Genomic DNA, 26,257 nt, shown 5'->3' with positions numbered 1-26,257 from the left:
GACAACCGGGGGACAGCCTTAGGTAAGGCACACCTAAGATAGCCCACTGAGGTTAGGCATGCCTACGTTGGTTCGGTCACAGTCGTCTATCCCCGCAGGTGAAGGGCCTGCCGCCGATCAGTGGCCGCGCGCGATCCACTCCTCCAGGTGCGGGGCCTCCGCGCCGATCGAGGTGGAGTCGCCGTGGCCGGTGTGCACGACCGTCTCCGGCGGCAGCGTCAGCAGCCGCTCCTTGATCGAGTCGATGATGGTCTCGAACGAGCTGTAGGACCGGCCGGTCGCCCCCGGGCCGCCCTTGAACAGCGTGTCGCCGCTGAACAAGGCGCCCAGGTCGGGCGCGTACAGGCAGATCGCGCCTGGCGCGTGCCCCGGCGTGTGCAGCACCTGCAGCGCGATGCCGCCCACGGTCAGCTTGTCGCCGTCGCCCAGCGGCTCGTACGCCACCTCAGGCCCGTAGACCTGCTCCCACAACACCTGGTCGGCCGGGTGCAGCCGGATCGGCGCGCCCGTGCGCTCGGCCAGGTCGCGGGCGGCGTTGATGTGGTCGTTGTGCGCGTGGGTGCAGACGATGGCCCGCACCGCGCGGCCGCCCACCCGCTCGGCGATCGCCGCCGCGTCGTGGGCCGCGTCGATGACCACGACCTCGCGGGCGTCGCCGACCAGCCAGACGTTGTTGTCGACGTCCCATGTGCCGCCGTCCAGCGAGAACGTGCCCGACGTGATGACCCGGTCGATCATCAGAAGACCACCACCGAACGCAGCACCTCGCCCCTGTGCATCTTCGCGAACGCCTCCTCGACCTGGTCGATCGCGATCGTCTCGGAGACGAACTTGTCGAGCGGCAGGCGGTTCTGCAGGAACAGGTCGATGAGCATCGGGAAGTCGCGCGAGGGCAGGCAGTCGCCGTACCAGGAGGACTTCAGCGCGCCGCCGCGGCCGAACACGTCGAGCAGCGGCAGGTCGATGCGCATCTCGGGGGTCGGCACGCCGACCAGCACGACCGTGCCGGCCAGGTCGCGGGCGTAGAACGCCTGCTCGTACGTCTCGGGCCTGCCCACCGCCTCGACCACCACGTCGGCGCCGTTGCCCCCGGTCAGCTCGCGGATGGCCGCGACCGGGTCGTTCGCGCGGGAGTTGACCGTCTGGGTGGCGCCGAACTGGCGGGCCCACTCCAGCTTGCGGTCGTCCACGTCGACGGCGATGATCCGGCTCGCGCCGGCCAGCGAGGCGCCGAGGATGGCCGCGTCGCCGACGCCGCCGCAGCCGATGACGGCCACGCTGTCGCCGCGGGTGACGCCGCCGGTGTTGATCGCCGCGCCGAGCCCGGCCATCACGCCGCACCCCAGCAGGCCCGCGACCTGCGCGGGCGCCTCGGATGAGACCTTCGTGCACTGGCCGGCCGCGACGAGCGTCTTCTCCAGGAACGCCCCGATGCCGAGCGCCGGCGACAGCTCCGTGCCGTCCTTGAGCGTCATCTTCTGGGTGGCGTTGTGGGTGTTGAAGCAGTACCACGGACGGCCGCGCAGGCAGGCCCGGCACTGACCGCACACCGCGCGCCAGTTGAGGATGACGAAGTCGCCCGGCTCGACCTCGGTGACGCCGGGGCCGACCGCCTCGACGACGCCCGCCGCCTCATGGCCGAGCAGGAACGGGTAGTCGTCGCTGATCCCGCCCTCCCGATAGTGCAGGTCGGTGTGGCACACGCCGCAGGCCTGCACATTCACCACCGCCTCGCCCGGACCTGGGTCCGGCACGAGCACCGTCTCGAGCGAAACTTCCTGGCCCTTGCCCCGGGCGACGACGCCCTGCACTTCGTACGGCATGCCAGCCATCTTGTGTCAGGAGGATGATCTCCGCAAGACATAGGGCTCGACCACGCCGGGACCACTTCTCACACGGACCGGCGGCGCGCGGTCAGCGGCCGTCGATCTCGCCGTCGGAGGCGTCCTCCACGAGGCGGAACAGGTCGGTGCGGACGTCCTGGATCTTCGGGATGTCGCGCAGCACGATCTCGCCGCGCTCGCCCGCCGACTCGACCGTCAGCGTGCCGCAGCCGAGCAGCCGCTCGGGGAAGGTCTGGTCGGAGCTCACCGTGTTGACCTTGGCGATCGGGATCTCGTCGGTCGACTTGTTGAGCACGCCCGTGCTGATCGTGAAGCGGTGGGTGGTGAGCACGTAGCCGGTGTTCTTCCACTGCAGGTAAGGCACGAACGACCAGATCGTCAGCAGGATGAGCCCGATGACGGCCACCGCGATCCTGGCGTAGGAGGCGTACTCGAAGTCGCCCGGGATGAAGTAGATCGCGGCGCCGGACGCGGCGGCGATGAGGACCAGCGCGATGAAGGGGACGACGAGCCGCTTCCAGTGGGGGTGGAAGGACCGGACGCGCCGCTCACCCTGCGTCAGATGGTGGTCGGGAATGGTCATGGCCCGTATCGTGCCACCAACGCCACCGGCCTGCCATGCCACCGGACGAACCGGGCTGATCACCCCGCCGGTCTGACGTGCACGACGTCGCCGGCGCTCAGCGTGTGGCGCTCGCCGCCCGCCTCCACCAGCAGGTGACCGGCCAGGTCGACGCCGGTCGCGAGGCCGGTGAGCGTGCGGTCGCCGGGCAGCTCGATCCTGACCCTGCGGCCGATGGTGGCGTTGGAGGCCAGGTAGGCCGAGCGCAGCCCGGACGCCTCGGCGTCGCCGCCGGCCTGCGTCCATTCGCGGTAGTGGCTCTCGACCTCGCGCAGCACGGCCCGCAGCAGCGGGTCGCGGTCGGCGCAGGCGGCCTTCTCGACGGCCAGCGACGTGGCGGTCTCGACGGGCAGCTCGTCCTCGCGGAGCGAGACGTTCAGGCCCATGCCGATGATCACGGCGTCGTCGGCCCGCTCGGCCAGCACCCCGGCCAGCTTGCGCTCGCCGATCAGCAGGTCGTTGGGCCACTTCAGCCGGACGTCGACCTCGGCCAGGCGGCGTACGGCGGAGGCGGCGGCGACGCCGTACAGGAGGGACAGCCAGCCCTGCGCCGCCACCGGCACCGTCGGCCTGAGCAGGATCGAGAACGTCAGCCCCGAGCGCGGCGGCGCCGACCAGGCGCGGCCCAGCCGGCCGCGGCCCGCCTGCTGCGACTCGGCGACCAGCACCGTGCCCTCCGGCGCGCCGTCGCGGGCCGCCGCGGCCAGGTCGGCGTTGGTGGAGCCGGTGCTGTCGACGACGGTGAGCGCGGTCCACAGCGAGCCGGGGCGGACCAGGGCGCGGTTGAGCGCCGCCTCGGACAGGGGCGGGCGCTCCAGGTCGGAGTAGCGTGAGTCGGGCATCCCCCTATCTTCGCAGGGGGTAGGACGGAGGGATGAGCATGCCTACCGGTGAGGTCACGCGGCCAGGGCCGATCACCCGCGTCCGCGTCAGGGAGCTGTCCGGCGCGTCGGGCCGCGACCGGCGCGACGACCTGGCGACGGAGGAGCCGCTGGAGATCCGGCTCACCGCGCCCGACGGCGCCCGCAGGACGGTCGCCATCACCATGCGCACGCCGGGCCACGACTTCGAGCTGGCGGCCGGGTTCCTGCACAGCGAGGGGCTGGCGGGGCCGGGTGACATCGCGGCGATCGCGTACTGCACGGACGAGGACCTACCGCCCGAGGCGCGCTACAACACCGTGACGGTGCGCCTGAACGGCCCCATCCCCGAGCTGCCCGCGCTCGACCGGCACTTCCTCACCTCTAGCGCGTGCGGCGTGTGCGGCTCCGCCAGCCTCGACGCGCTGCGCGACCGCTGCCGCCCGGTGCCGCGCGGCCGGCTCGAGCTCTCCCCCGACCTGCTGTACGCGCTGCCCGACGCGCTGCGGCGGGCCCAGGGCGTGTTCGGCAAGACGGGCGGCCTGCACGCGGCGGGCCTGTTCGCGGCCGACGGGACGCCGGTGGCGGTGCGCGAGGACGTCGGCCGGCACAACGCCGTGGACAAGCTGACCGGCTGGGCGGCGCTGACCGGGCGGCTGCCGCTGGCCGAGCACGTGCTCATGGTGAGCGGCCGGGCCAGCTACGAGATCATGCAGAAGGCGCTGGCGGCCGGCGTGCCCGTGGTGTGCGCGGTGTCGGCGCCGTCGTCGCTGGCGGTGGAGCTGGCCAGGGAGTTCGGCCTGACACTGGTGGGCTTCCTGCGTGGCGAGCGCTGCAACGTGTACGCGGGCGCCGAACGCGTCCAGGCGTGAGCCCCGTTCTGGTGTGAGCCCGTGCCGTTCCCGGCACGGGCTCACCTGACGATCAGCCGGTGTTCTGCAGGCCGGCCGCGACCCCGTTGACCGACAGCAGCAGCAGCGTGGACAGCCGATCGCGCTCCTGCTCCGACGGGTTGCCGGTGCGCAGCGCGCGCAGGGCGCGGAGCTGGAGGTGCGACAGCGCGTCCACGTACGGGTCGCGCAGCTGCACGGCCCTGCTGAGCACCTTGCGGTTCTCCAGCAGCCGGGTGTGCCCGGTGACGCGCAGCACCAGCTCGCGGGTGCGGTCGTACTCCTCCAGAACCTGCCTGCTGAAGTCCTCCCGCCCGCCCAGCGCGAGGTAGCGCTTGGCGATCGAGCGGTCGGTCTTGGCCAGCGACATCTCGGCGTTGTCCAGCAGCGCGTTGAACAGCGGCCACTCCTGGTACGCCGCCCGCAGCTCGTCGACGGAGCCGACGGAGGCGAGGCCGGTGCCGAGGCCGTACCAGCCGGGAAGGTTGACCCTGGTCTGCGCCCAGGCGAACACCCACGGGATGGCCCGCAGGTCGTCCAGCGAGCGGGGCGCGCCGAGCCCGCGCCGCGCCGGGCGGGAGCCGAGCCGCAACGTGCCGATCTCCTCCAGCGGGCTGACCAGGCCGAACCACTCGGGGAAGCCGGGTGCCTCGGTCAGCGCCCGATACGCCTGCTCGGAGGCGGTCGCCACCTGCTCGGCCAGCCCGCGGAAGCGCTCGGCGGCGGCGGCCGTGCGCTCGCTCACGGTGGGCGACGAGGCCATGAGCACCGCGTTGGCCACCTGCTCCAGGTGCCGGCGGGCGATGGCGATGTGGCCGTAGCGGGCGAAGATGACCTCGCCCTGCTCGGTGACCTTGAACCGGCCCGCGACCGAGCCGGGCGCCTGGGCCAGCACCGCGCGGTTGGCCGGGCCGCCGCCGCGGCCGAGCGCGCCGCCCCTGCCGTGGAACATGCGCAGCTTGACGTCGTGCTCGGCGGCCCAGGCGGTCAGCGCCTCCTGCGCCTCGTACAGCCGCAGCGTGGCGGCGGCGGGGCCGAGCTCCTTGGCCGAGTCGGAGTAGCCGAGCATGATCTCCATGCGCCGGCCGGTGTCGGCGAGCCGCTGCCGCACCTGCGGGATGTCCAGCATGCCGGTCAGCACGCGGGCCGAGTTGGCGAGGTCCTCGCCCGACTCGAACAGCGGCACCACGTCGAGCACCGGCGCGCGGTCGCCGAGCGCGTGGCGGGCCAGCTCGTGGACTGCGGCGATGTCGTCGGCCGTGCGGGTGAAGGAGACCACGTAGCGGGAGCACGCCTTGACGCCGAAGCGCTCCTGGATCCAGCCGATCACCCGGATCGTGGCGAGCACCTCCTCGGTGCGCTCCGACGGCTCCGCGCCCGCGCGCAGCTCCTCCAGGGCCGCCGCGTGCACCTGGGAGTGCTGGCGCACCTCCAGCTCGGCCAGGTGGAAGCCGAACGTCTCCACCTGCCAGATGAGGTGCTGCAGCTCCCCGTACGCCTGGCGCGGCGCGGAGGCCGCCAGCGACTCCTGGGCCAGCCGGAGGTCGGCGAGCAGCTCGTCGGGTGAGCGGTAGGCGAGGTCGAGGTCGCGGCGGTGGGTGGCGGCGATGCGGGCGGCCACGAACAGCAGCCACTGCCGGTGCGGCTCGCGCGGCGAGCGGGTCGCCAGCTCCGACACCACGTCGGGGTGGGCGTCCACGGACGCGGCGAGCCGGGCGCGCAGCTCGGCCGAGGGCGGCGCGAACTGGGCGGAGGCGGTCAGCGTGCGGGCGATGCGGCTGCAGGCGGTCTCCAGCGCCGTCAGCACGTGCTCGGAGTGGATCTGCACGGTCTCGCGGGTGACCTTGGCGGTGACGTTGGGGTTGCCGTCGCGGTCGCCGCCGATCCAGCTGCCGTACCTGATGAAGGGCCTGGCCTGCGGCGGGCGGGTGCCGGTGCGCTCGTCGAGCGCCGCGTCGAGCGAGCGGTAGACCTGCGGCACCGTACGGAAGAGCGTCTCGTCGAAGGCGGCCATGGCGGTGCGCACCTCGTCGAGCGGGTCGAGCTTGGAGGAGCGGAGCTGGGCCGTACGCCACAGCAGGTCGATCTCCTCCAGCATGCGCCGCTTGTTCTCGGCGCGCTCGGAGGCGCCGCGTCCTGGCGCGTTGTACTCGGTGAGCTGGCCGCTGATGCGCTGGATCGCGGTGACGACGGCACGCCTGCGGGCCTCCGTGGGGTGGGCGGTGAGCACGGGATGCAGCTCAAGGCCCTCCAGCAGCTCGCCGACCCGTTCGTGCCCCAGCTCCTGTACGGCCTGCGCGAGCGACTCGCGCTGCACCCGGCCCTCGGCGTCGCGCTCCCGCAGCGTACGGATGCGGTAGTGCTCCTCGGCCAGGTTGGCCAGGTGGAAGTAGCAGGTGAACGCGCGGGCCACGGCCACGGCCCGCTCAATCTCCCATCCGGCGACCATCTCGGTGATCACGTCGGCCGAGATCTCACCCTTGCGCGCCGAGATGACGGCTTTGCGCAAGCGTTCGACATCGGCCAGCAGGTCTTCGCCGCCCTGCTCGGCGAGCACCTGGCCGAGCAGTTTGCCGAGCATGCGCACATCGTGGCGTAGCTCGTCCGGCATCTCGGTTACGGCGGCACTGCGACGCTCGAGCCCCTGGTCAATCATGTTTCGAAGGGTAGCGAGTCGGATTTCGCGGACGTAGACCGGTCTCAGGTATTGGACTAGACCACTGGTCAGGTGGGTTTCGAGACCGCCGCGAGCAGCTCCGGCGTACGGCGGAAGCCGACCCTGGCGGCCAGCCGCCGCCCGAGCGTCTCCAGCAGCAGCCCGTAGAAGGGCGCGAGCACGGTGATCCAGGTGAGCCCGAACGCGAGCGGCACCACGAACGGCAGCACGAGCACCGCGACGGCGACCATGGCGCCCGCCGCCGAGGCGAACGCCTGCCCGCCCTGGCCGGGGGCGGCGCCGGTGAAGGCGTTCATCCGGTCGGGCACCGTGTACGGCAGCACGACGCTGCTCACCGAGCCCACCCCGAGCCCGACGCCGAGCACGCCCCACCCGGCGAGCGCGGCGGGCAGGATGGCCTCGGGGTGGCCGACGTACAGGGAGGAGCCCACGGCGGTCACGGTCAGCAGCGGCACGGCGATGAGCGCGTTGGCGAGGTGGCGGCCCGCGAGGTCGGCGGCCAGGCCGCGCTCGGTGCCGAACGCGACGGCGTTCATCCACATGGAGCGGCCGTCGATGCCGAACGCGTTGACGGACTGCAGGGCGATCATCCCGGCGCCGAGCGCGGTCAGCCCGATCGGCGTGCCGAAGCCGCCACCGCCCTGGTTGGTCAGCGAGAACGCCAGGATGACGGTGACCACGATGGCGCTGAACCACCCGATGCGGTAGCGGGGCTCGCGCCTGATGTACTTCAGCTCCTTGGTCACCACGGCGGCCAGCGGGCCGTCGGGCAGGAACCGGTCGGCCAGGCCGCTCTCCCTGCGGACGGAGGCCGCCTGGGTGGAGACGTCGGGCGTGACCAGGGCCCGGCTGAGCGCCTTGATCCACAGCACCGCCACCGCCACGGCGACCAGCGCGACCAGCGCCACCTCGCCGAGCCCGAGCAGCCCGCCGTCGGTGATCGCGTGGGCCAGCATGCCGGGCGGCGTCCAGCGCAGCACGCCGGCCAGGCCGTGCAGCAGCGCGACGGGGTCGCCGAAGCCGCGGTTGACGAGCAGGTTGGGCAGCTGCGCGAGCAGGACGACCAGCAGCGCCGCCACGGCCAGCACGTCACGCCCGCGCCGGGTGCGCAGCGCGCTGGACAGTGCCGTCGTGATCAGCCGGGACGCCACCACGCAGAGCGCGAACTGCACCAGCACCGCGAGCAGCCCGATCAGCCAGCCGCCCGGCCCGGAAGCCAGGCCGACGAGCGCGCCGAGCGTGATGACGAGCAGCGCGACCGGCCAGACGCCGGTGACGGACGCGGTGAACATGCCGACCGCCAGCTTGCGCGTGCCGAGCGGCAGGAGCGCCAGCTTGGCCGGGTCGAGCGTGTCGTCCAGGCCGAACGCCAGCAGCGGCACGATCATCCAGCCCAGCAGCAGGGCGGCGAAGGCGAGGGTGACGAGCGAGGCGGCGACGTCGGGCGGTGCCAGCCGCAGCAGGCTCATGAGGAAGAAGCCGAGCACGGCCAGGCCGGCCGCTACGACGAGGGTGAACAGGAAGCCGATCTTGCGTTGCAGGTCGCCGCGCAGGTTGCCGGCCAGCAGGCGCAGCTTGAGCTGCGCGAAGAGCGCGACCGTGCTCATGACGCGGGCCCCTGATCGGGGCCTTGGCCGGGTGCTCGGCCTGGGGCCTGGCCGGGTGCTCGGCCTGGGGCTTGGCCGGGCGTTCGGCCGGACTGGGAGCCGAGCCAGGCGAGGCCCGCCTCGCCCCCGCCGGGAGCGCCACCGACCAGGTCGAGGAACGCCTCGTTGAGGCTGCGCGCACCGCGTACGTCCGTTAATGGGCCCTGCGCCACGATCTGGCCCGCGCTCATCACCGACACCCAGTCGCACAGCCGCTCGACCAGGTCCATCACGTGGCTGGAGAAGATGACGGTGGAGCCTGAGGCGGTGTAGCGGCGCAGCACCTCGGTGAGCGTGTTGGCGCTGACCGGGTCGACGCCCTCGAACGGCTCGTCGAGGAAGAGCACCGACGGGTTGTGCAGCAGCGCGGCGGCCAGGCCGATCTTCTTGCGCATGCCGGTGGAGTAGTCGACGACCAGCTTGTCGGCGCTGGCGGTGAGGTCCATCACGGCGAGCAGCTCGTTCGCGCGCTCCTCGACGTCGGCTCTGGGGATGCCGCGCAGGCGGCCGTTGTAGATCAGCAGCTCGCGCCCCGACAGCCGCTCGAACAGCCGCAGCCCCTCCGGCAGCACGCCGATGCGGGCCTTGACCGCGACCGGGTCGTGCCAGACGGAGTGGCCGGCGATCTCGGCGACGCCGCCGTCGGGGCGCAGCAGGCCGGTGATCATGCTGAGCGTGGTCGTCTTGCCGGCTCCGTTGGGCCCGACGAGCCCCGCGAAACTGCCCGCGGGGACGGCCAGATCGACGCCGGCGACGGCGATCTGCTGCCCGTAGCGCTTGAACAGGGCGTGCGTGCGTACGGCGTCCGTCATGGAACCACTCTAGGAGGAGGGGTTAGCCTTGCGCGCATGACCACTGCCGAGCCGATGCCGGAAGAGCCGGACATCCACACCACCGCAGGGAAGATCGCCGACCTGGAGCTTCGGCTTGATGAGGCCGTGCACGCGGGGTCCGCGGCGGCGGTGGAGAAACAGCACGCCAAGGGCAAGATGACGGCCAGAGAGCGGGTGCTGGCGCTGCTCGACGAGGGCTCGTTCGTGGAGTTCGACACGTTCGCCAGGCACCGCTCGACCATGTTCGGGCTGGACAAGCGGCGGCCGTACGGCGACGGCGTGATCACCGGCCACGGCACGATCGACGGCCGGCAGGTGTGCGTGTTCTCGCAGGACGTGACGGTGTTCGGCGGCTCGCTCGGCGAGGTGTACGGCGAGAAGATCGTCAAGGTGCTCGACCTGGCGCTCAAGACCGGCTGCCCGATCATCGGCATCAACGAGGGCGGCGGCGCCCGCATCCAGGAGGGCGTGGTCGCGCTCGGCCTGTACGCCGAGATCTTCAAGCGCAACGTGCACGCCTCCGGCGTGATCCCGCAGATCTCGCTCATCATGGGCGCCGCGGCCGGCGGCCACGTCTACTCCCCCGCGCTCACCGACTTCGTGGTCATGGTGGACCAGACCTCGCACATGTTCATCACGGGTCCCGACGTGATCAAGACGGTGACCGGCGAGGAGGTGACGTTCGAGGAGCTGGGCGGCGCGCACGCGCACAACACGAAGTCGGGCGTGGCCCACTACCAGGCCACCGACGAGCAGGACGCCCTTGACTACGTCAGGGCGCTGCTGTCGTTCCTGCCGTCCAACAACCTCGACGAGGCGCCCGTGTACGAGGCGGCCGACGACCTCGACCCCGATCCCAATCTGGACGCGCTGATCCCCGACTCGGCGAACCAGCCGTACGACATGCGCCGGGTGATCGAGCACGTGCTGGACGACGGCGAGTTCCTGGAGGTCCACGCGCAGTTCGCGCCGAACATCGTGGTCGGGTACGGCCGGGTGGACGGGCAGCCGGTGGGCGTGGTGGCCAACCAGCCCATGCATTTCGCCGGATGCCTGGATATCAAGGCATCGGAGAAGGCCGCCCGATTTATTCGAACATGTGATGCCTTCAATATTCCTATCTTGACTTTTGTTGACGTACCGGGTTTCCTGCCCGGCACTGATCAGGAATGGAACGGAATCATCCGCCACGGCGCCAAGCTCCTCTACGCGTACGCCGAGGCCACGGTCCCGCTCATCACGGTGATCACCCGCAAGGCGTACGGCGGCGCGTACGACGTCATGGGGTCCAAGCACCTCGGCGCGGACGTCAACCTGGCCTGGCCCACCGCGCAGATCGCGGTCATGGGGGCACAGGGCGCGGTCAACATCCTCTACCGGCGCGAGCTGGCCGCCTCCGACGACCCCGACGCGCGCCGGGCCGAGCTCGTCACGGAGTACGAGGACACGCTGGCCAACCCGTACATCGCGGCCGAACGGGGCTATGTGGACGCGGTGATCCGGCCGGCCGACACCCGGCCGCAAGTCGTCAGGGCGCTGCGCGCGCTGCGGAACAAGCGGGCCACGCTCCCGCCCAAGAAGCATGGGAACATCCCGCTGTGACGCCACATCTGCGTATTGTCCGGGGCGACGCCACGCCCGAGGAGATCGCCGCGTTGGTCACCGCGCTGGCGGCGCGGCGCCGTCCGGCGGCCGAAACGGAGGGTGCTCCAGTTCCGCGTCGCCAAACCTGGCGAAACCCCGCCAGAGCTATGCGTAAGCCTGTCGTCCCAGGGAAGTCGGCATGGCGGATGAGCGCACTACCCTAGATAGATCCTGCGAATCGGGTGTCAAGTTCCCCGGGAGTTGGGACTATCTAGAGAAAGTAGGCGTATATAGTCAGCCGATCAACTAACACCGCGGCCTGGAGGACGACATGGCCATCCCAGACCTCATGCCGCATCCTGTGGCAGCCAAGTACGCCGTCCTAGTGGATGTCGGTTATCTGTACGCGGCGGCAGGTGAAGTGCTGCTCGCCGCGAAGGAGCGCAAGGAATATCGGGTGGCCGCCGATGAGCTCATCCAGAGTCTACAGAAACATGCAGAAGCACGTATTTCTGGCGAACTTCTGCGGATCTATTGGTATGACGCCGCCCGTGATCGCGTGCCGACCGTCGACCAGCGTGTGATCGCCCAGCTTCCGTGGGTCAAGGTGCGCCTCGGCAACCTGAACGCCCGCGGCCAGCAGAAAGGCGTCGACGCGCAGATCCGGAGCGATCTGGAGGCACTGGCCAGGCATCACGCGGTCACCGACACGATCCTGCTGGCGGGTGATGAGGACATGGTCCCGGCGGTCGAGGCGGCGCAAGCGTACGGCGTGCGCATCCACCTGTGGGGCGTCGAACCGCCTTACGGCACCAACCAGGCGGAACGCCTGGTGTGGGAGTCCGACACCGTCGAAGTGATCAGCGCAGATTTCCTGAGGCCCTTTTTCAGCCGTGCTCCCCAGCCTGTCCCGGTCACCCCACCCGCCGCCGCGCCCTCGCCCGCGCAGGTCTTCGCCGGGCGCGCCCCCGTCAAACCGCACGCCAAACCCGGCCAGGTCGCCAAGCTCGGGCCGAGCCGGCCGCGCGTGGAGGACGTGGGCGAGCACGTCGCCCAGAAATGGATCCTGACCCGGGGCCGCGACAACATCCGCGACCTGCTCCCCGGGCCGATCCTGCCGACCGTGATCGACACCGAGCTGCTGATCGAGGCGGAGAAGGAGCTCGGCCACTCCCTGCGGCCCTACCCGGAGGCGCGGGTGTGGCTGCGTGACGGGTTCTGGGCACGGGTGTACCGCGAGTTCGATCTGGGGGTAGGCGTCTCGTCCAAGTAGCCGGGGTTCCGGGGCCTTCCCTGGGAGGCCCTCATCCCGCTGTACGAGGTTCTCCGGCGAGGAGCCCTGAGGCCGCCACCTGGGGCGTCACGGCATGGTCCGATTTCCGCCAGTCGTCACCCCTGGGGAGCGCATACCGTCGGAGACATGGCCCTACAAGAGCTCGACTTCGACTCCTGCTACCGGGCCGTCTCCGCCAGGGACCCCCGGTTCGACGGCCGTTTCTACACGGCGGTGACGACCACGCGCATCTACTGCCGCCCGATCTGCCCCGCCCGTACGCCGGCGTCGCGGAACGTCCGCTTCTACCGGCACGCGGCCTCGGCCGAGGCGGCCGGGTTCCGGCCGTGCAAGCGCTGCCGGCCCGAGCTGTCGCCCGGCGACCCCGGCTGGGACCTGCGCGGCGACCTCGTCGGCCGGGCCCTGCGGCTCATCGACGACGGCGCCGCCGACGAGCAGGGCGTGGCGGGGCTGGCCAGGCGGCTGCACATCACGGAACGCCACCTGCACCGGCTCTTCGTCGCCGAGCTGGGCGTCGGGCCGCTGGCGGTCGCACGGACCAAGCGGCTCCTGCTCGCCAAGCAGCTCCTGACGGAGACGGCGCTGCCGGTGACGGAGGTGGCGTTCGCGGCCGGGTTCGGCAGCGTGCGGCAGTTCAACGCGACGATGCGCGAGACGTACGGCTTCACGCCGAGCGAGCTGCGCGCCACCGCCGGCCCCCGCACCGCCCTCCTCGCCCACGCGTCCGTTCCGGCCGTGGACGAGGACGCGGCGAGACCCGTGGACAGCACGGCCAGCGGGGCGGTGACGCTTCGGCTGCGGTTGCACCGGCGGGAGCCGTACGACGTGGACGGCGTCTTCGCGTTCCTCGCCTCCCGCGCCATACCGGGGCTGGAGGTGGCGGACCGGACGTCGTACCGCAGATCAGTCCAGGGCGGGACGGTCACCCTCACCCCGCGCCCCGACCACATCGCTCTGGACGTGGCCGTCGAGGACACCAGGCAGCTCGCGAGGATCGTCGCCCGCTGCCGCCGCCTGCTCGACCTCGACGCCGACCCCGAGGCCATCTCGGACGTCCTCGGCCGCACCTCACTCGGCCCGCTCGTCGCGGCCCGGCCGGGGTTGCGGGTGCCGGGCACGTTCGATGGGTTCGAGCTGGCCGTACGGGCGGTCGTGGGACAGCAGATCTCGGTGGCGGGCGCGCGTACGCTGCTCGGCCGGATCGTGGCCAGGGCCGCCGCGCCCGGCGGCCTCTTCCCCACGCCCGCCCAGCTCCTCGACACCGACCTGAGCGGCCTCGGCATGACCAACCGCCGCATCGACACACTCAAAGACCTGGCCGCCCGCCTCGCCGACGGGCAACTCGACCTGGACGGCGGGCAGGACCCCGCCGAGGCGGTGGCGGCGCTGCTGGAGGTGCGCGGCATCGGGCCGTGGACGGCCGGCTACATCGCCCTGCGTGCCCTGCGCGACCCCGACGCCTGGCCCACGGGCGACCTGGTGCTGGTCAAGCGCATGGCCGCCCTGGGCATTCCGAACGACCACATCGAGCGGTGGCGCCCGTGGCGGGCGTACGCCGCCCTGCACCTCTGGAGTTCATCATGATCGCTGCTCAGCTCGTACCGTCGCCGGTGGGCCCGCTGGCGCTGCTCGCCCGCGAGGGTGTGCTGGTCGCGGCCGGTTTCACCGCCGAGCCGAAGGAGATGTTCGCCCGGCTCACGCCCGCCCTGCAGGCGGAGGGCCTGGAGATCGTGGACGACCTGGGCGCCGCCTCCGAGGCGGCCCTGGCATACCTCGCGGGTGATCTGGACGCGCTGGACGCCGTGCCGGTCTCGCAACCCGGCTCCCCCACCCGCCGCCGCCTGCACGCGGCGCTCCGCGAGGTCAAGGCGGGAACGACGGTCTCGTACGCGGAGCTGGCCGAGCGGGCCGGCCTCCCGAAGACGGCCGCGAGAGCCGCCGGCTCGGCCTGCGCCCAAAACCTCATCGCCCCCTTCGTCCCCTGCCATCGGGTATTGCCCAGCGGTGGTGGATATGGCGGCTATTACTACGGCGTACCGGTAAAAGAATGGCTGCTCGCTCACGAACGCGGAGGTATCGTCAACCCTGCGTAAAGGGCGAGTAGCTTTCGGTAATGTGCTCCGCATGGTGACAATCGAACATGAGTACCTCCTCGAATTAGTGACCAACAACCCCGCCATGGTCAGGGATCTCCTGGTTGGGTCAGGACTTCCCATACCTGCATTCGATTCGGCAGAGCTAGGCTCAGGCGACTTCAACGACCGCCGGCCCACGGAATATCGGGCCGACGCGGTCGTCGTCTTCAAAAAGAGGAACAAACCGGTACAAGCGGTCGTCGTGGAGGTGCAGCGAAAGCCCGACAAGGGTAAAACATGGTCCTGGCCCGTATATCTATCGACACTACGGGCATCTCGGAAATGTCCGGTCAAGCTCATCGTCTACTGCGAGAACGACGCAACCGCCAGATACTGCGCCACCCCCATAGACATGGGCCACCCGGGCTGGATCCTCAAGCCCATCGTCGTCGACCCCTCGAAGGTGCCTAAGATCACCGATCTCCGCGAGGCGATCGACAATCCGGAACTCACTGCTCTCTCGGTCATCGTGCATGGGAAGTCCGACACTCCAGAGGGTAAGCAGGTCGTAGAGACCTTCAAACAGGCCGCAGTCGAGCGGCCGAAAGGCCGGCCCGATTATGCTGACCTGGTAGCCGTCCTACGGCGCGACTTCGACTTCACCCGATCATTGGAGGAGGCCAGAATGCCGGTAACCGTCGAACAGCTGGAGGAAGTCCCGTACGTCCGCCGATGGATCGAATTGGGCGAAGTTAAGGGCGAAGCAAGGGGCGAAGCAAGGGGCGAGGCAAGAGGCGAGGCAAGGGGCGAGGCAAGGGGCGGGGCCAAGGCCGTCATCAAGATACTCCACGAGCGGGGCATTTCCATCTCTCCCGAAGATGAGGAACGCATCTGCTCCTGCACCGACCACGAAATGGTCGAGAACTGGATCAGCAAAGCACTCAAGATCCACAACGTGGACGAGCTCTTCGACTGACCTCAACCCTCCGGGCCGCGCCGCACCATCACGGTCGGCTCCGGCCCGGAGGTCCAGCCACGGCATGTTGGTAAGCCACATCTGCGGCATCAGCCGGGCACAGCCGACAGACGATGCCAGAATTCAGGCTGCCAACATGCGACACCCCCCTACTGAAGGAATTTCGCGTGCCGGTGACCTTCGAACAACTTATGGAAGTCCCATACGTCCGCCGATACATTGAATTGGGCGCGGCTCTGGCCGAAGCAAGGGGCATGGCCTACGTCGTTATCAGGGTGCTCAACGAGCGAGGCCTCTCCGTCTCACCCGAGGCCGAGGAACGCATCCGCTCCTGCACCGACCACGAAATGCTCGAGAACTGGATCGGCAGAGCACTCAAGGCCGACAGTGTCGACGAGCTCTTCGAGGAGGTTGAGGAGGGCGCGGCGTAGGTCTCAGCCCTGCGGCGTCGGTCGTCAGATCCCGGCGTTACTCGGTGCCACGCGTCGTGCGGGGCCCGGCCGCTGAGCCCCTTCGGGGAGCGGCCGGGTCGCGCATATGGAGGGTCAGTTCGCCGGTGGGGTGACGTTGCTTTGGATCTCGCCCACCGGGACGTCTCGGGTGGCGCTGACCTCTACCGGGGCGAACTGCACCGGCACCGCGTTGTCGGCCACCTCGACCGGCCACACGGTGGAGACCGTCAGCGTGTACTTCTCGCCGGGCTGGTCGATCGACGAGTGCAGGTAGCGGACGCCGCAGGAGAACGTGCCGCTCTTGGTGAACGGCTTGCCCGCGGCCCCGCAGCCCGATTCCGTCACCTCGGCACGGTCCTGCGAGGTGCCGGGGTCGATCTTGATCTCCTTGAGGGTGGCGACCAGGGTGACGCTCATGACGCCGGGGATGGACGCGGTGACCGTGCGGGTCGGCTCGCCGACGCCGTCGAGCCACACCCAGGTGGGCAGGTTGACGTAGCTCTTGGCGTCGGGGTTGAGCTTGATCGTGGGCTTGGGGACTGTCAGCGCGGCCCGCGCGACCTCGGCCAGCTGCTCAAGGGTGATGCCCGACGGCGGGGTGGTGTTGGGCGGGGCGAACACGAACAGCTCAAGGCCGGCCCAGCAGACCGCGCCGTTGGGGTCGGCCTTGTTGTAGGCGGGCACCCACCACAGCCCCTCCTGGCCCAGCTTGTCCTTGAACGGCTGGATGAACTCGCGGAAGCGATCGGTGTCCGCCTGCGTCCTGTTGCCCCGGGGGTCGGAGATCTTCTTGAACATCTCCTCGGCGTTCCCGGCCGGCTCGTACCAGCAGGGCCGCTTGATGCGGTAGCCGTCGCTCTCGCCGCCCTTGGAGCCGCTGATCTTGATGGTGTCCGTGGAGATGTCGAGATGGCGGGTGCGCCCCTCGCCACCGCCCCGGACGTTCACATCAGGCGGTTCCTTCTCGCCAGGGGGCGCCTGGTAGCCGGCCATGAGGCTGCCGGCCATCAGCACGGAGATCAGGGTTCTCATCGGGTGCACCGTTCCTCACCTCTCACGCGGCTCCTGATGCGCCACACCCCGTCGTCACCTCGGTGCGCGAGCACGCTCTGGGGGTACGGGCTGCGCATCCAGCGGGGCTGGTTCGGGATGGGTTTCCCGGTGGCGGCCGAGACCACCTTGACGTCCGTCTCGTCGATGCACGCGTCGATCTGGGCGCCTTTGCCGTACACGGCGCCGACTCGCAGGTTGTAGAGGCGTGCCGTGCCGCGGATCGTCTCGCCCTGGTCGGTGAAGGCGCGGATCCAGTCGGAGATGGCCGCCTCGGCCTCGTACTCCAGGTTGTGCCCGTAGCCGGACGCGCCTTCCGCGATGGCTCTGCGGACGCCGAGGTAGAAGTCGACCATGGTCTTGACCAGCGGGTCGGGGCGCGCCGGCCACTCGACGCGCACCCGCATGTCCTCCCCGACCTCGACCGTCCGTGTACCGGTCGGGACGGCCGCCGGTGACGACGCCGGTGACGACGCGGGTGCGGACTCCGGCGGATCGGTCTCCGGTTCGGCGCTCGCGGCGCTCCTCGCCGGAGCGGGCTGCGCGGCCTCCTGGGGGCGGTACGGGGGATCCGCCGTACCGCACCCGGCCGCAAGCATCAAGGCGATCACCATCGCCGTACGTCTCATGCCGATGACTCCCTCACCACATGTATGCGCCACGTGGGCAGCAGTTCTTCGATCAGCGCCTCGGTTTCGGGAGCCATGCCGCCCCCGTACGGGTGCGAGGCGGCCCGCCTGGTCAGCCCCTCGACGACGGCCCGCAGGCGTACGGTGTCCTCGGTCGCGTGCGTGGCCCTGAGCAGGTCGCGCCAGAGGCCTTCGTCGTCGGGCGCGAGCAGCAGCGCGGCGCGTACGGCGGCCACCGCGGCGTCCGGCTGCCCTTGGGCGAGCCGGATCTCGCAGAGCTGGTGGGCGGCGTCGGCGACGGCGGCCGTCACGTCGTACTCCAGGTCGTCGGCGGCCAGCCAGGCGTAGCCGCCGGGCCGGCGTCCGGCCAGCAGCGGGCCTCTGACCAGGCCGAGCGCCTTCTCCAGCAGGACGGCCCCGGCGGTGGGGTCGCCCTTCGCGCGGCGTACCAGCTCGCGGAAGACCGCCCAGTCGGTACGCACGCCGGGCCCCAGGCTGAGCCGCCCCGCCGCGTCGGTGTGCAGGTGCTGGGGGCCGAGCCACTCGGCGACCCTGGCGATGGTGGCGTCCCTGACGGTGTCCTGGACGCCGCGCGGCCACAGCACGCCTCCGAGCACGACCGGATGCACGCCGCCGACGTGTGTGGCGAGGTAGACCAGCAGCTCGGCGGCCAGCCCCATGCGGCCTTCCTCCAGCGGGGGCAGGCCGGTGAGCTCGATGGGGCCGAGGATCCTGACCTCGACGGCGGGCTGCTGGAGGCCGTCGAGCGGCTCGGGTTCGCGTATGGGCTCGCCGTCGAGCCGGTCGGCGGTGCGGAACAGGTCGACCAGGGCGCGGTAGTGGCGGCGGGGCAGGAGCTGGGCGTCCACCTCGAAGCCGAGCTCGGCGATCCTGGCCCGGCCGTCGTCGCCGATCTCCAGCGTCCAGGTGGCGTGCGGCACCTCGCCGGCCACCACGTAGCCGGCGGTGTCGCGGCGGGCCAGCAGCGCCAGCCTGCGCGCCTCCTCGTGGGTGGGGGCGACGGCGGACAGCAGGTAGTGGGCGCGGCGCGGGCTGCCGGTGATGCGGCCGGTCAGCACCTCCGTACGCGGCGCGGCGCCGGCTTCGAGCTCGGGCAGCACCTCGGCCAGGCCGCCGACCGCCCTGATGCGGCCGGGCGCGATCGCGGTCAGCTCGGCGCCGAAGCCGACGAGCGTGATGCGCATGCGGTCGGACCAGCGGTTGGTGGCCAGCTCGACGGCGAGCGCGGCGAGTGCGGCGGTGGTCTGCGCGCCGCGCACGTTGATCAGGCCCTGCGCGGCCTCCAGGTCGATGAGCACGCGCCCGCCGTCGTCGGTGCCGATGGACACGAGCCCCGGGTACGGGGCGCCCGCGTGACCCCTGTCGGGCGGGTCGGGCAGCAGGCGGCCCTCGTGTGCGGGCAGGCGCCAGACCTGGCCGCCGTCCACGGCGATCCAGGGCGCGGGCGGGTCGGGGTCCGGCGGGTGGATCCACAGGTCGAGGGTGCGGGGCGACAGGTGGGCTCCGTACACGGTGGGCGGGGTGCGGCGGCGCGCGGCCAGCTCGGCGCCCAGCATGCGCAGGCCGACGTCGAGCACGCGGGCGCCCGGCGCGTCGCTGCCGAGCCTGAGCGCGACCTCGGCCTGCGCGGCGTCGTCGTGCGGCCGGGCGATCCTGCGGCCGAACACCCGCCGCCAGAGCTGCTCGCGGCGCTTGCCGGCCAGCACGAACAGCAGGCCGGCCGCGGCCAGGGAGGCGGCGGCGAGGTAGTCGACGAGGTCGCCGTCCCGGCTCTCCTGGATGACCGGCTGCTGCTCCTGGCGCTCCTGCCGCTGCTCCTGCCGGTCCTGGCGCTGCTCGGGGCGCTGATCGCGGCGCTGCTCCTGGGCGGCCTCCGGCTTGCTGTGCTTGCCGGTGGCCTTCTTCGGCAGCTCCCGTTCCACCTGGGCGCGGCCGGGATGCTCGCGCAGCGTCTTCTCGCGCGGCTGGTCGGCGGGGACGATGTGGGCGTTACGCGCGTCGTCCGGCATGTCGAGCACCCAGCCGGGCCTGATCAGGTCGGCCATCTTCAGCCGGGTGCCGTCGGGTTGCTCCTTGGCCTGGTTGAGCCGGTAGATCTCGTGGTAGCGGCGGCCGTCGCCCAGGCACTTCTCCGCGATCTCCCACAGGCTCTCGTGGTGGCGGCCGTGCGGGGGCTGCACCACGTACACCTTCTTGGTCTTGGGGGTCTCCAGTGTCTGCTCGACGAGCGGTGCGGAGTACGCGACCGCCGTCACCGGCGGCGCGGCGGGCGTGGGCGCCAGCTTGACCAGCGGCGCGACCATCGCCCCCGCCGTGAACAGCAGCAACGCGGCCGAGACGAGCTTGTTGGCGAGGAACTGGGTGCCGCCGGACAGCGGGACCCTGGCGGGCATGCCGACCCTGCGGACCCCGGCGTAAACCTCGACGAGCACGCACACGAAGAGCTGGAACCAGGCCAGCCACACCAGCAGCACGAGCACCGCGATGATCGTGCTCGGGCCGACGTTGCCGGTCAGCACCTCCAGGTCGAGCAGCTCGGGCCTGATCGGCGGCCCGACAAAGGTGAGCAGCGCGTACGGCACGCCGCCCACGAGCCCGACCAGCACGACCAGCGCGGCGAGGCCGGCCAGCACGTCACCGGCGCTGCGCCTGCCCGAGGCAGGCGCGGGGACATGCCGTCCGTGAGGACGCGCGGGCTGTCGCGTCGGCATCGCCTCTCCTTTCCTGGTCCAGGGTCGTGCCGTGAGAAGTCCCGCTGCCATCGACCGGCGGGATTCGGTCTATCTCGCTTCGGGTGCGGCGGTGGCCTCGCCGGTCATCTCGGCGCCGGAGAAGCCGATCGCGCCGAGGAAGAACGCCTCCCACCGCACCGACACGGTGACCGTCACCTGGGCCCCGCCCTGCCCGACCGTGCACTCCCCCGGGCTGACGTCGTCGCCGCCCTGGGCCGCGACGATCTCGTCGGCCCTGGCGCACACCTCGTCCTCGCCGAGCAGCCGGGTCTCGCCGGTCTCGCGGAGGTGGTCGACGTCGAGCTGGTCGGCGGCGGCCCTGGCGGCCTGCTCGGCCACGTCGGCGGCGCGCAGCCGGGCGTTGATCGCCGAGCCGCCGTCCACCAGCAGCCCGGCCAGCAGGAACACGACCACGGAGAACAGCACGGTGAACACCGACATCGAGCCGCGCTCGCCCCGTCTCACTCGATCCTCCTGAACTGCTCCAACGGCACCACGGCCGTCCCCGTGAGCTGCTTGGTGCCGCCGAAGCCGAGGAAGGCGAGGTCGAGCTCGCAGGTCACCTCGGCCTGGACGTGCCCGCCCTGCTCGTACTCGGAGCCGTCGAGCGAGACGGCCGACGACCGGCAGCGGTCGTCGAGCACGCTGGTGAGGATGGCCTCGGCGGCGGCCTCTGCGTCGTCCCGCGTGCGCTGCACGGACGCGGCCCTGGCGGCGTCGCGCGCCGCCCCGTTGACCCGGCCCTGCGCCTCGACCAGCACCCCCGCACCGGCCAGGAACATGAGGAACAGCAGGAAGACCGGGGCCAGCATGACGGTCTCGACCGCCATGGACCCGCGCTCATCGTCCGGGTGGGTGGTCATTGGCAGTCCTCGCCGCCGTTGTCGGGACGGAAGCACTCCACGGGTCCGCCGGAGGTGGCGGTGATCGTGAAGGCCAGCTCGGGCAGCAGCGGGATCACCTGGACGGCGCTGCCGGTCACGGTGACGAACCGCTCGTCCGGCTCCTTCTCGGACGTCGTGGCGGTGGCCTCGCGCAGCAGACTGGGCCCGATCGTACGGACGATCTCGGTGGCCTTGCCGGTGGCGGCACCCTCCCAGGCCCCGGAGTCGAACGGCGCGGACCTGGCCACGCGGGCGCCCTCCCTGGCCGCCGCCTCCGCCACCTGGCGGGCGTGGAACCAGAGGGCGACCTGCACGATGAGCAGCGCGGTGGCGAGGATGACCGGCATGAGCATGGCCAGCTCGATCACCGTCACGCCGCGCTCATCGCGCCGTGGCCGGGCTCTCACGGGGCCTCGCCACCTCCGCCGTCGCCTCCGCCGTCACCACTGCCGCCACCGCCGCCGAAGCTCTGCTCGATCTGGTTCTGCTGGTTCTCGACCAGCGTCTTGATCAGCGTGGCCAGGCCGAGCGCGACACCGGCGATGATGGCCGTGATGATCACCCATTCGACGGCCGACGCGCCTCGGGTGGGCGCGGTGCGGGCGCGGTGGACGCGTACGCCGAGATAAGCCGTGAGGTAAACGATCCAGGGATGGTGCATCAGACCCCCAACATCTTCATAGCGGCGGGAAAACTGAGAAAGATCACGAAGCCGGCGCAGAGCAGGAGCTGGGCGACGAGCATCGACTGCGAGCGTTCGCCCGCCCTGCCCTCGATCTCGGCCAGCTCGCGGCGGCGCAGCGTGGCGGCCCTGGCGGTGAGCGAGGCGCGCACCTTGGCGCCGTCGTCGGCGACCAGGCCGAGTGCCGCGGACAGGTCGCGCAGCTCGTCGACGTTGATCTCCTCGCCGAGCTGGCCGAGCGCCTGCCACGGCGTGATGCCGACAATGCGGGCGCCGCTGAGGGCGTCGCGGATGCGGCCCATGGCCCAGTTGGGCTGGTCGCCGCTGACCGAGACGGCCATCATCAACGCCTCGGGGACGCCGCGGCCGCCGGCCAGGTTCATGGAGACGAGGTCGAGGAAGGCGCCGACGACGTGGCGGAAGTCGCGCCGCTTGGCCGCCGCGTCCTTCTTGACCTGCAGGTCGGGCAGGAAGAAGAAGATCGCGGCCACCAGCAGCGCGGCCCAGAACGGGATGGCCAGGGAGGTGCCCCACTCCATGAGCACGAGCCAGGCCAGCAGCAGCGGGAACGCGAGCAGGCCGCCGGCCGCCAGCAGCGCCTTCGTGGCGAGGAACGCCTCGAACGAGCGGCCGAGCAGGGCCAGGTCCGCCTTGACCGACCTGACCTCCCAGCCTCGGGCGCCGTAGATGGCGGCCAGCCGGACGCCGAGTCCGCGCCGGAACGCGCTGACCTCCTCGTCCGGCAGTATGAGCTGGATGCGGGGGGCGCCGGCGTCCTCGCGCACGGCGTCGAGCGCGAGCAGCCGCGCCACCAGTCCTGGACGGGCCGGGAAGAGCGCACGGAACAGGACGAACATGCCGAGCCCGAGCACCGCTCCGGCGATCGCGCCTTCAACCACGGCCACCACCTCCGTTGGGGACGACCGGCCGTTCCGCGGCAGGCGCGGAGACGACCGCCGCACCGCCCATCAGCAGGCGGGTGGGCTTGTCGAACCTGGCCAGCCGGCGCATCCACGCGAACCCCGCGCCGAACAGGCCGGCCACGACCACGAGCACGGCCTGGCCGAGGAGGCCCTCGTACTCGGCCACGTACGACGGGTTGAACACGACGAGCAGCCCGGCGAAGGCGAGCGCGGTGATCACCACGATCTGCACGCTGCGCCGGGTGGCGCGGCGCTCGGCCTCGACGCGGCGGCGCATGTCGAGCTCCTCGCGGGCGGAGACCGCGAGCGCGCCCAGCACGTCGCGCAGGCCGGGGCCGCGCAGCTTGGAGTTGAGGATGAGCGCGGCCACGACGAGGTCGGCCGAGGGGTCGTCGAGGTCGTCGGCGAAGCGGGCGAGCGCCTCGGGCAGGGCCATCCTGGTGTGCAGCCGGTCGATCAGGGCCCGCAGGTGCGGCCTGAGCGTGGGCGCGGCGGCCCTGATGGAGGACGGGATGGCCTGTTCGAGCCCGGCGGCGCCGGCGATGGTGTCGCGCAGCGACTCGGTCCAGGCGGCCAGCCCTTCGAGGCGGCGCATGGCGGCGCGCTCCTCCGCGGCGCCGCCGGCCAGGCCGCGCCAGGCGAAGACGAGCAGCACCGTGCCGACGGCGGCGACCGGCCAGCGGGTGACGACGAGGACGAGCACGGCGGCGACGGCGGCCACGGCGGCGCGGGTGGTCAGCATCTTGACCAGGTGGCGCTTGGGGCGGCCCGGGCGGGGGCGCAGGCCGTACAGGGCGACGACGAAGAGGAACAGGCCGCCGCCTGCCACGGCGCCGGCCAGCAGCGCGAGCGGGTCGAACGTGAACGGCATGCTCACCAGCCCCCCGGGTGGTAGCCGTGCGCGGCCAGCTCCTCCAGGCAGGAGAGCGGCGCGTGCGGGACGGCGGCGCCGTCGGGGCCTGGCGCGAAGACCTCGCTGGACAGCACGCGGCCGTCGCAGCCGTTGACCTCGCGGATGCTGGAGACGTAGCGGCGCAGCTTGCCGCCGAGGTGGTAGTCGTTGCGCTTCTCGATGAAGACGACGAAGTCGATGGCTCCGGCGATGAGCATGTGGGTGGCGTCGATGGGCAGGCGCTCGGAGGCCTGCAGCGCGTACGTGGCGATGCGGTTGAAGACCTCCATGCTGGAATTGGCGTGGATGGTCGACAGGGAGCCGTCGTTGCCCTGGGTCATCGCGTTGAGCATGGTGACGATCTCGTCGCCGAGCACCTCGCCGACGATGACGCGGCTGGGGTTCATCCGCAGGGAGCGGCGGACCAGCTCGGCCATGGAGATCTCGCCCTGGCCCTCGGAGTTGGGCAGGCGCTGCTCGAAGGCGACGACGTTGGGGTGGAGTTCGGGGAACTGGTCGAGGCCGAGCTCAAGGGCGCGTTCGACGGTGATGAGGCGCTCGGTGGCCGGGATCTCGTTGGCCAGGGCGCGCAGCAGGGTGGTCTTGCCCGCGTTGGTGGATCCGGCGATCATGATGTTCTTGCGGGCGGCGACGGCCGCCGCGAGAAACCGCCCCACGTCCGGACTTATCGTGCCGTTGCCTACGAGGTCGGTCATGAAGACCTTGCCGAGCCGGGCGCGGCGGATCGAGATGGCCGGCCTGACCGTGACGTCCATGACCGCGCTGAGCCGGGAGCCGTCGGGCAGCCGCAGGTCGAGCTGGGGGTTGGCGGTGTCGAACGGCCGGCTCGACAGCCCGGAGTAGGCCGCCAGGATCTGGATGAGCTCGATGAGCTCCTCGTCGGACTCGGCGACCGGGTCGTGCATCAGCTCCTGGCCGTCGGCGTAGCTGACGAAGACCTTGTCGCAGCCGTTGATGTCGATGTTCTCGACCTGGGGGTCGTCGAGCAGCGGCTGCAGCCTGCCCACCCCGAACAGCGCCGCGTGGATGCCGGCCGCGAGCGCCTCTTCCTCCTCCACGGTGGGCGGGGTGCGGCCGGAGCCGATCTCGTTGCGGGCGTGCTCCTCCAGCACCTGGGAGATCAGCGCCCTGGCGAACTGGCGCTCGTCCTCGCCGGTCATCGGGGGCAGGCCGTTGGCCTGGTCGAGCCGGCGCTGGTGGGCCAGGCGGTCGCCGACCTCCTGGCGGAAGCGCTTGACGAGGGAGTGGTCGATCATCGGTGGCTCACCAGCCTCTGCGCGAGGTCGCGGGCCGTACGGATGAGCAGGGAGCGGTCGAGCCTGCCGCCCCACTGGCCGCGCAGCAGCTCGGCGCCCTTGGGGTCGTGGGCCAGGCCGTGCACGTACTGCACGGTGTTGCCGACGATCCTGCGGACGTCCTCGATCGAGCCGCGGTAGTTGTGCGGGTCGGCGATCACGACGACGCCGTGCGCCTTGGTGATCTGCAGCCGCTCGCGCAGGTGGGCGACGTGGTCGAGGGTAGCCCTGGTGAGCAGCACGACCTGCTCGGCCTCGGCGATGAGGTCGCCGAGCTGCGGGTGGGCGCCCAGCCTGCCGCAGTCGGCGATGACGTCGGCGCCCGGTATGGCGGCCAGCGCCCTGCCGAGCGGGCCCCAGAGCCAGGTGAGGCCGGCCGCCTGCTCGCCGTGGCCGAGCCCGACGAGCACGTCGAGCCCGCCGACGATCTTCTGGGTGTGCTGCTGGATCTGCGCCGCCTCCAGGCCGCGCCGGGCGGTGGCGCCGAGCGTGAGCAGCCCCTTGGCCGGGTTGAGCACGCCGCCGTCGGCGGCGGGCAGCCGGTAGGCGAGGTCGCCGCCTGCGGGGTCGCATTCGGCCAGCAGCACCGGACGCGGCCAGACCGCCGCCAGCGCCGTGGCGGCGGTGGTCACCCCCGGCGCGCCCTTGTCGGCCGCCAGTACGATGAGCCCCACGTCAGCGCGCTCCCGGAAGTTCGGCCACCGCGATCTCGCCGGCGGAGGCGGCGGCCACGATCTCGGGCGCGGCCGGGGCGTCGACGACCACGGTGATCTGGCCGGAGGCCGCGCTTCTCGACCGCTCGCCCGCGGAGAAGACGAGCGCGCTCGCGGCGAGCACGCGGCTTTCTCCCTGGCTCTGCCGGCTGGGCACGAGAATCACCTGTACGCGATCGCCTTTGTCCACTCCGGCCGGCATTTGTCCTGGCTTGAGGGACAATCCGACGGTCGCTTTTCCTTCGCCCAGCTCGCTGCTCGTCCGTACGCCCATCTCATTGGTGAGCAGCGTGCCAGGCAGGATGGTGACGGAGGCGAAGCTGTCGAGCACCTGCTGGCGCTGCGACCACGCGACGAAGTCGATGCCGGTGTCGGCGATCTTCACTTCTTCGATCGTCTCCTTGGTGAACTTCTGGCCCGCGCCGACCTGTTGCGTGACGCGAATGGCGGACACCCTGTCGCCGCTGTTGAGCACGAGCATGGTCGTGGCCAGCGCCCCGCCCAGGATGAGCAGGACGGCCAGCGCGGCGAGCGCGGGCTTGCGTTCCCTGGGAGGTACGGGGAGCTTGCGCGAGGCCGGCCCGGACAACCCCGCCGCGTTGGCGGCAGGCTTTTCACTGGTCCTCATGGGTGGGGGGCTCCCGGAGTGAATTGCGGAATTC

At 71.4% G+C, this 26,257-nt stretch carries 27 protein-coding genes; 8 read left to right on the top strand and 19 right to left on the bottom strand.

Annotation, left to right across the window (positions count from 1 at the left end; genetic code table 11):
• Window positions 1-117: 117 nt before the first annotated feature.
• The 4 genes from AB0K28_RS04765 to AB0K28_RS04750 form a co-directional block, all read right to left on the bottom strand.
• Entirely contained in the window at window positions 118-738 is a 621-nt protein-coding gene (locus AB0K28_RS04765) for an MBL fold metallo-hydrolase (RefSeq protein WP_364365125.1), read from the bottom strand.
• The gene (locus AB0K28_RS04760) at window positions 738-1,823 is read right to left on the bottom strand and encodes an S-(hydroxymethyl)mycothiol dehydrogenase (RefSeq protein ID WP_364365122.1); all 1,086 of its coding nucleotides are present in this window, start codon (window positions 1,821-1,823) and stop codon (window positions 738-740) included. Before AB0K28_RS04760 ends, AB0K28_RS04765 begins: the two co-directional genes overlap by 1 nt.
• A 91-nt stretch (window positions 1,824-1,914) precedes the next feature.
• Complete coding sequence (locus AB0K28_RS04755; RefSeq protein WP_345396393.1) at window positions 1,915-2,427, bottom strand: PH domain-containing protein; 513 nt, start codon at window positions 2,425-2,427, stop codon at window positions 1,915-1,917.
• Between the two features lie 59 nt (window positions 2,428-2,486).
• Entirely contained in the window at window positions 2,487-3,308 is an 822-nt protein-coding gene (locus tag AB0K28_RS04750) for a biotin--[acetyl-CoA-carboxylase] ligase (protein WP_345396390.1), read from the bottom strand.
• A gap of 38 nt (window positions 3,309-3,346) precedes the next feature.
• Here AB0K28_RS04750 and fdhD point away from each other — a divergent pair, with 38 nt between their 5' ends.
• The gene (gene fdhD / locus AB0K28_RS04745) at window positions 3,347-4,198 is read left to right on the top strand and encodes a formate dehydrogenase accessory sulfurtransferase FdhD (protein WP_364365117.1); all 852 of its coding nucleotides are present in this window, start codon (window positions 3,347-3,349) and stop codon (window positions 4,196-4,198) included.
• A 52-nt stretch (window positions 4,199-4,250) separates the two neighbouring features.
• Here fdhD and AB0K28_RS04740 read toward each other — a convergent pair whose 3' ends face one another.
• The 3 genes from AB0K28_RS04740 to AB0K28_RS04730 form a co-directional block, all read right to left on the bottom strand.
• Window positions 4,251-6,872, bottom strand: coding sequence for a phosphoenolpyruvate carboxylase (locus AB0K28_RS04740; RefSeq protein WP_345396384.1), 2,622 nt, complete (start codon window positions 6,870-6,872; stop codon window positions 4,251-4,253).
• A 68-nt stretch (window positions 6,873-6,940) separates the two neighbouring features.
• Window positions 6,941-8,500 (bottom strand): hypothetical protein, encoded by a 1,560-nt coding sequence (locus AB0K28_RS04735; protein ID WP_364365114.1) that lies wholly within the window; start codon window positions 8,498-8,500, stop codon window positions 6,941-6,943.
• Complete coding sequence (locus AB0K28_RS04730; protein ID WP_364365111.1) at window positions 8,497-9,351, bottom strand: ABC transporter ATP-binding protein; 855 nt, start codon at window positions 9,349-9,351, stop codon at window positions 8,497-8,499. Before AB0K28_RS04730 ends, AB0K28_RS04735 begins: the two co-directional genes overlap by 4 nt.
• Window positions 9,352-9,387: 36 nt before the next feature.
• Here AB0K28_RS04730 and AB0K28_RS04725 point away from each other — a divergent pair, with 36 nt between their 5' ends.
• The 7 genes from AB0K28_RS04725 to AB0K28_RS04695 all read left to right on the top strand — a co-directional run bounded on the left by AB0K28_RS04725 (window position 9,388) and on the right by AB0K28_RS04695 (window position 15,732).
• Entirely contained in the window at window positions 9,388-10,974 is a 1,587-nt protein-coding gene (locus AB0K28_RS04725; RefSeq protein WP_364365108.1) for an acyl-CoA carboxylase subunit beta, read from the top strand.
• Window positions 10,971-11,180 (top strand): acyl-CoA carboxylase subunit epsilon, encoded by a 210-nt coding sequence (locus AB0K28_RS04720; RefSeq protein WP_364365105.1) that lies wholly within the window; start codon window positions 10,971-10,973, stop codon window positions 11,178-11,180. The genes AB0K28_RS04725 and AB0K28_RS04720 overlap by 4 nt, the downstream gene beginning before the upstream one ends.
• Before the next feature lie 107 nt (window positions 11,181-11,287).
• Window positions 11,288-12,229: an NYN domain-containing protein gene (locus AB0K28_RS04715; protein ID WP_364365102.1), complete on the top strand. Its 942-nt coding sequence runs from the start codon at window positions 11,288-11,290 to the stop codon at window positions 12,227-12,229.
• Between the two features lie 147 nt (window positions 12,230-12,376).
• Complete coding sequence (locus tag AB0K28_RS04710; RefSeq protein WP_364365099.1) at window positions 12,377-13,834, top strand: DNA-3-methyladenine glycosylase 2 family protein; 1,458 nt, start codon at window positions 12,377-12,379, stop codon at window positions 13,832-13,834.
• Window positions 13,831-14,343, top strand: a complete 513-nt coding sequence (locus AB0K28_RS04705) for a methylated-DNA--[protein]-cysteine S-methyltransferase (protein WP_364365096.1) — start codon at window positions 13,831-13,833, stop codon at window positions 14,341-14,343. The genes AB0K28_RS04710 and AB0K28_RS04705 overlap by 4 nt, the downstream gene beginning before the upstream one ends.
• A gap of 31 nt (window positions 14,344-14,374) precedes the next feature.
• On the top strand, window positions 14,375-15,301 hold the full coding sequence (locus AB0K28_RS04700) for a hypothetical protein (RefSeq protein ID WP_364365093.1): 927 nt from the start codon (window positions 14,375-14,377) through the stop codon (window positions 15,299-15,301).
• Between the two features lie 167 nt (window positions 15,302-15,468).
• On the top strand, window positions 15,469-15,732 hold the full coding sequence (locus AB0K28_RS04695) for a hypothetical protein (RefSeq protein WP_364365090.1): 264 nt from the start codon (window positions 15,469-15,471) through the stop codon (window positions 15,730-15,732).
• Between the two features lie 114 nt (window positions 15,733-15,846).
• Here the strand turns inward: AB0K28_RS04695 and AB0K28_RS04690 are convergent, their stop codons facing one another.
• The 12 genes from AB0K28_RS04690 to AB0K28_RS04635 all read right to left on the bottom strand — a co-directional run bounded on the left by AB0K28_RS04690 (window position 15,847) and on the right by AB0K28_RS04635 (window position 26,223).
• Window positions 15,847-16,785 carry a hypothetical protein gene (locus AB0K28_RS04690; protein ID WP_345396360.1) on the bottom strand — a complete coding sequence of 313 codons (939 nt, stop codon included), beginning with the start codon at window positions 16,783-16,785 and terminating at the stop codon, window positions 15,847-15,849.
• Window positions 16,782-17,432, bottom strand: a complete 651-nt coding sequence (locus AB0K28_RS04685; RefSeq protein ID WP_364365087.1) for a hypothetical protein — start codon at window positions 17,430-17,432, stop codon at window positions 16,782-16,784. The genes AB0K28_RS04690 and AB0K28_RS04685 overlap by 4 nt, the downstream gene beginning before the upstream one ends.
• Complete coding sequence (locus AB0K28_RS04680) at window positions 17,429-20,164, bottom strand: BTAD domain-containing putative transcriptional regulator (RefSeq protein WP_364365084.1); 2,736 nt, start codon at window positions 20,162-20,164, stop codon at window positions 17,429-17,431. Before AB0K28_RS04680 ends, AB0K28_RS04685 begins: the two co-directional genes overlap by 4 nt.
• Before the next feature lie 69 nt (window positions 20,165-20,233).
• A complete protein-coding gene (locus AB0K28_RS04675; RefSeq protein WP_345396348.1) occupies window positions 20,234-20,650 on the bottom strand; it encodes a pilus assembly protein TadG-related protein in 417 nt (138 codons plus the stop codon).
• On the bottom strand, window positions 20,647-21,048 hold the full coding sequence (locus tag AB0K28_RS04670) for a TadE family protein (protein ID WP_364365081.1): 402 nt from the start codon (window positions 21,046-21,048) through the stop codon (window positions 20,647-20,649). Before AB0K28_RS04670 ends, AB0K28_RS04675 begins: the two co-directional genes overlap by 4 nt.
• Window positions 21,045-21,443: a TadE/TadG family type IV pilus assembly protein gene (locus tag AB0K28_RS04665; RefSeq protein WP_364365078.1), complete on the bottom strand. Its 399-nt coding sequence runs from the start codon at window positions 21,441-21,443 to the stop codon at window positions 21,045-21,047. Before AB0K28_RS04665 ends, AB0K28_RS04670 begins: the two co-directional genes overlap by 4 nt.
• Before the next feature lie 29 nt (window positions 21,444-21,472).
• Window positions 21,473-21,730 (bottom strand): hypothetical protein, encoded by a 258-nt coding sequence (locus tag AB0K28_RS04660; protein ID WP_345396339.1) that lies wholly within the window; start codon window positions 21,728-21,730, stop codon window positions 21,473-21,475.
• Window positions 21,730-22,650 carry a type II secretion system protein gene (locus AB0K28_RS04655; protein ID WP_364365075.1) on the bottom strand — a complete coding sequence of 307 codons (921 nt, stop codon included), beginning with the start codon at window positions 22,648-22,650 and terminating at the stop codon, window positions 21,730-21,732. Before AB0K28_RS04655 ends, AB0K28_RS04660 begins: the two co-directional genes overlap by 1 nt.
• Window positions 22,643-23,545 carry a type II secretion system F family protein gene (locus AB0K28_RS04650; RefSeq protein ID WP_364365856.1) on the bottom strand — a complete coding sequence of 301 codons (903 nt, stop codon included), beginning with the start codon at window positions 23,543-23,545 and terminating at the stop codon, window positions 22,643-22,645. The genes AB0K28_RS04655 and AB0K28_RS04650 overlap by 8 nt, the downstream gene beginning before the upstream one ends.
• Window positions 23,546-23,547: 2 nt before the next feature.
• Window positions 23,548-24,843 carry an ATPase, T2SS/T4P/T4SS family gene (locus tag AB0K28_RS04645; RefSeq protein ID WP_364365072.1) on the bottom strand — a complete coding sequence of 432 codons (1,296 nt, stop codon included), beginning with the start codon at window positions 24,841-24,843 and terminating at the stop codon, window positions 23,548-23,550.
• Window positions 24,840-25,556: a hypothetical protein gene (locus AB0K28_RS04640; protein ID WP_364365069.1), complete on the bottom strand. Its 717-nt coding sequence runs from the start codon at window positions 25,554-25,556 to the stop codon at window positions 24,840-24,842. Before AB0K28_RS04640 ends, AB0K28_RS04645 begins: the two co-directional genes overlap by 4 nt.
• Before the next feature lies 1 nt (window position 25,557).
• Complete coding sequence (locus AB0K28_RS04635) at window positions 25,558-26,223, bottom strand: hypothetical protein (protein WP_364365067.1); 666 nt, start codon at window positions 26,221-26,223, stop codon at window positions 25,558-25,560.
• Between the last annotated feature and the right edge of the window lie 34 nt (window positions 26,224-26,257).

This window comes from Nonomuraea sp. NPDC049504, assembly GCF_040676845.1.
GTDB classification, from domain to species: Bacteria; Actinomycetota; Actinomycetes; order Streptosporangiales; family Streptosporangiaceae; genus Nonomuraea; species Nonomuraea salmonea.
The sequence above is the reverse complement of the archived record's forward strand: the minus strand, read 5'-3'. Positions and strand labels throughout refer to the sequence as shown.

Excerpts from the sequence above, each read along its gene's own strand:
- AB0K28_RS04765 (WP_364365125.1), bottom strand. The coding sequence starts at position 738 with ATGATCGACCGGGTCATCACGTCGGGCACGTTCTCGCTGGACGGCGGC.
- AB0K28_RS04760 (WP_364365122.1), bottom strand. The coding sequence starts at position 1,823 with ATGCCGTACGAAGTGCAGGGCGTCGTCGCCCGGGGCAAGGGCCAGGAA.
- AB0K28_RS04755 (WP_345396393.1), bottom strand. The coding sequence starts at position 2,427 with ATGACCATTCCCGACCACCATCTGACGCAGGGTGAGCGGCGCGTCCGG.
- AB0K28_RS04750 (WP_345396390.1), bottom strand. The coding sequence starts at position 3,308 with ATGCCCGACTCACGCTACTCCGACCTGGAGCGCCCGCCCCTGTCCGAG.
- fdhD (WP_364365117.1), top strand. The coding sequence starts at position 3,347 with ATGCCTACCGGTGAGGTCACGCGGCCAGGGCCGATCACCCGCGTCCGC.
- AB0K28_RS04740 (WP_345396384.1), bottom strand. The coding sequence starts at position 6,872 with ATGATTGACCAGGGGCTCGAGCGTCGCAGTGCCGCCGTAACCGAGATG.
- AB0K28_RS04735 (WP_364365114.1), bottom strand. The coding sequence starts at position 8,500 with ATGAGCACGGTCGCGCTCTTCGCGCAGCTCAAGCTGCGCCTGCTGGCC.
- AB0K28_RS04730 (WP_364365111.1), bottom strand. The coding sequence starts at position 9,351 with ATGACGGACGCCGTACGCACGCACGCCCTGTTCAAGCGCTACGGGCAG.
- AB0K28_RS04725 (WP_364365108.1), top strand. The coding sequence starts at position 9,388 with ATGACCACTGCCGAGCCGATGCCGGAAGAGCCGGACATCCACACCACC.
- AB0K28_RS04715 (WP_364365102.1), top strand. The coding sequence starts at position 11,288 with ATGGCCATCCCAGACCTCATGCCGCATCCTGTGGCAGCCAAGTACGCC.
- AB0K28_RS04710 (WP_364365099.1), top strand. The coding sequence starts at position 12,377 with ATGGCCCTACAAGAGCTCGACTTCGACTCCTGCTACCGGGCCGTCTCC.
- AB0K28_RS04705 (WP_364365096.1), top strand. The coding sequence starts at position 13,831 with ATGATCGCTGCTCAGCTCGTACCGTCGCCGGTGGGCCCGCTGGCGCTG.
- AB0K28_RS04700 (WP_364365093.1), top strand. The coding sequence starts at position 14,375 with ATGGTGACAATCGAACATGAGTACCTCCTCGAATTAGTGACCAACAAC.
- AB0K28_RS04690 (WP_345396360.1), bottom strand. The coding sequence starts at position 16,785 with ATGAGAACCCTGATCTCCGTGCTGATGGCCGGCAGCCTCATGGCCGGC.
- AB0K28_RS04685 (WP_364365087.1), bottom strand. The coding sequence starts at position 17,432 with ATGAGACGTACGGCGATGGTGATCGCCTTGATGCTTGCGGCCGGGTGC.
- AB0K28_RS04680 (WP_364365084.1), bottom strand. The coding sequence starts at position 20,164 with ATGCCGACGCGACAGCCCGCGCGTCCTCACGGACGGCATGTCCCCGCG.
- AB0K28_RS04670 (WP_364365081.1), bottom strand. The coding sequence starts at position 21,048 with ATGACCACCCACCCGGACGATGAGCGCGGGTCCATGGCGGTCGAGACC.
- AB0K28_RS04660 (WP_345396339.1), bottom strand. The coding sequence starts at position 21,730 with ATGCACCATCCCTGGATCGTTTACCTCACGGCTTATCTCGGCGTACGC.
- AB0K28_RS04650 (WP_364365856.1), bottom strand. The coding sequence starts at position 23,545 with ATGCCGTTCACGTTCGACCCGCTCGCGCTGCTGGCCGGCGCCGTGGCA.
- AB0K28_RS04645 (WP_364365072.1), bottom strand. The coding sequence starts at position 24,843 with ATGATCGACCACTCCCTCGTCAAGCGCTTCCGCCAGGAGGTCGGCGAC.
- AB0K28_RS04635 (WP_364365067.1), bottom strand. The coding sequence starts at position 26,223 with ATGAGGACCAGTGAAAAGCCTGCCGCCAACGCGGCGGGGTTGTCCGGG.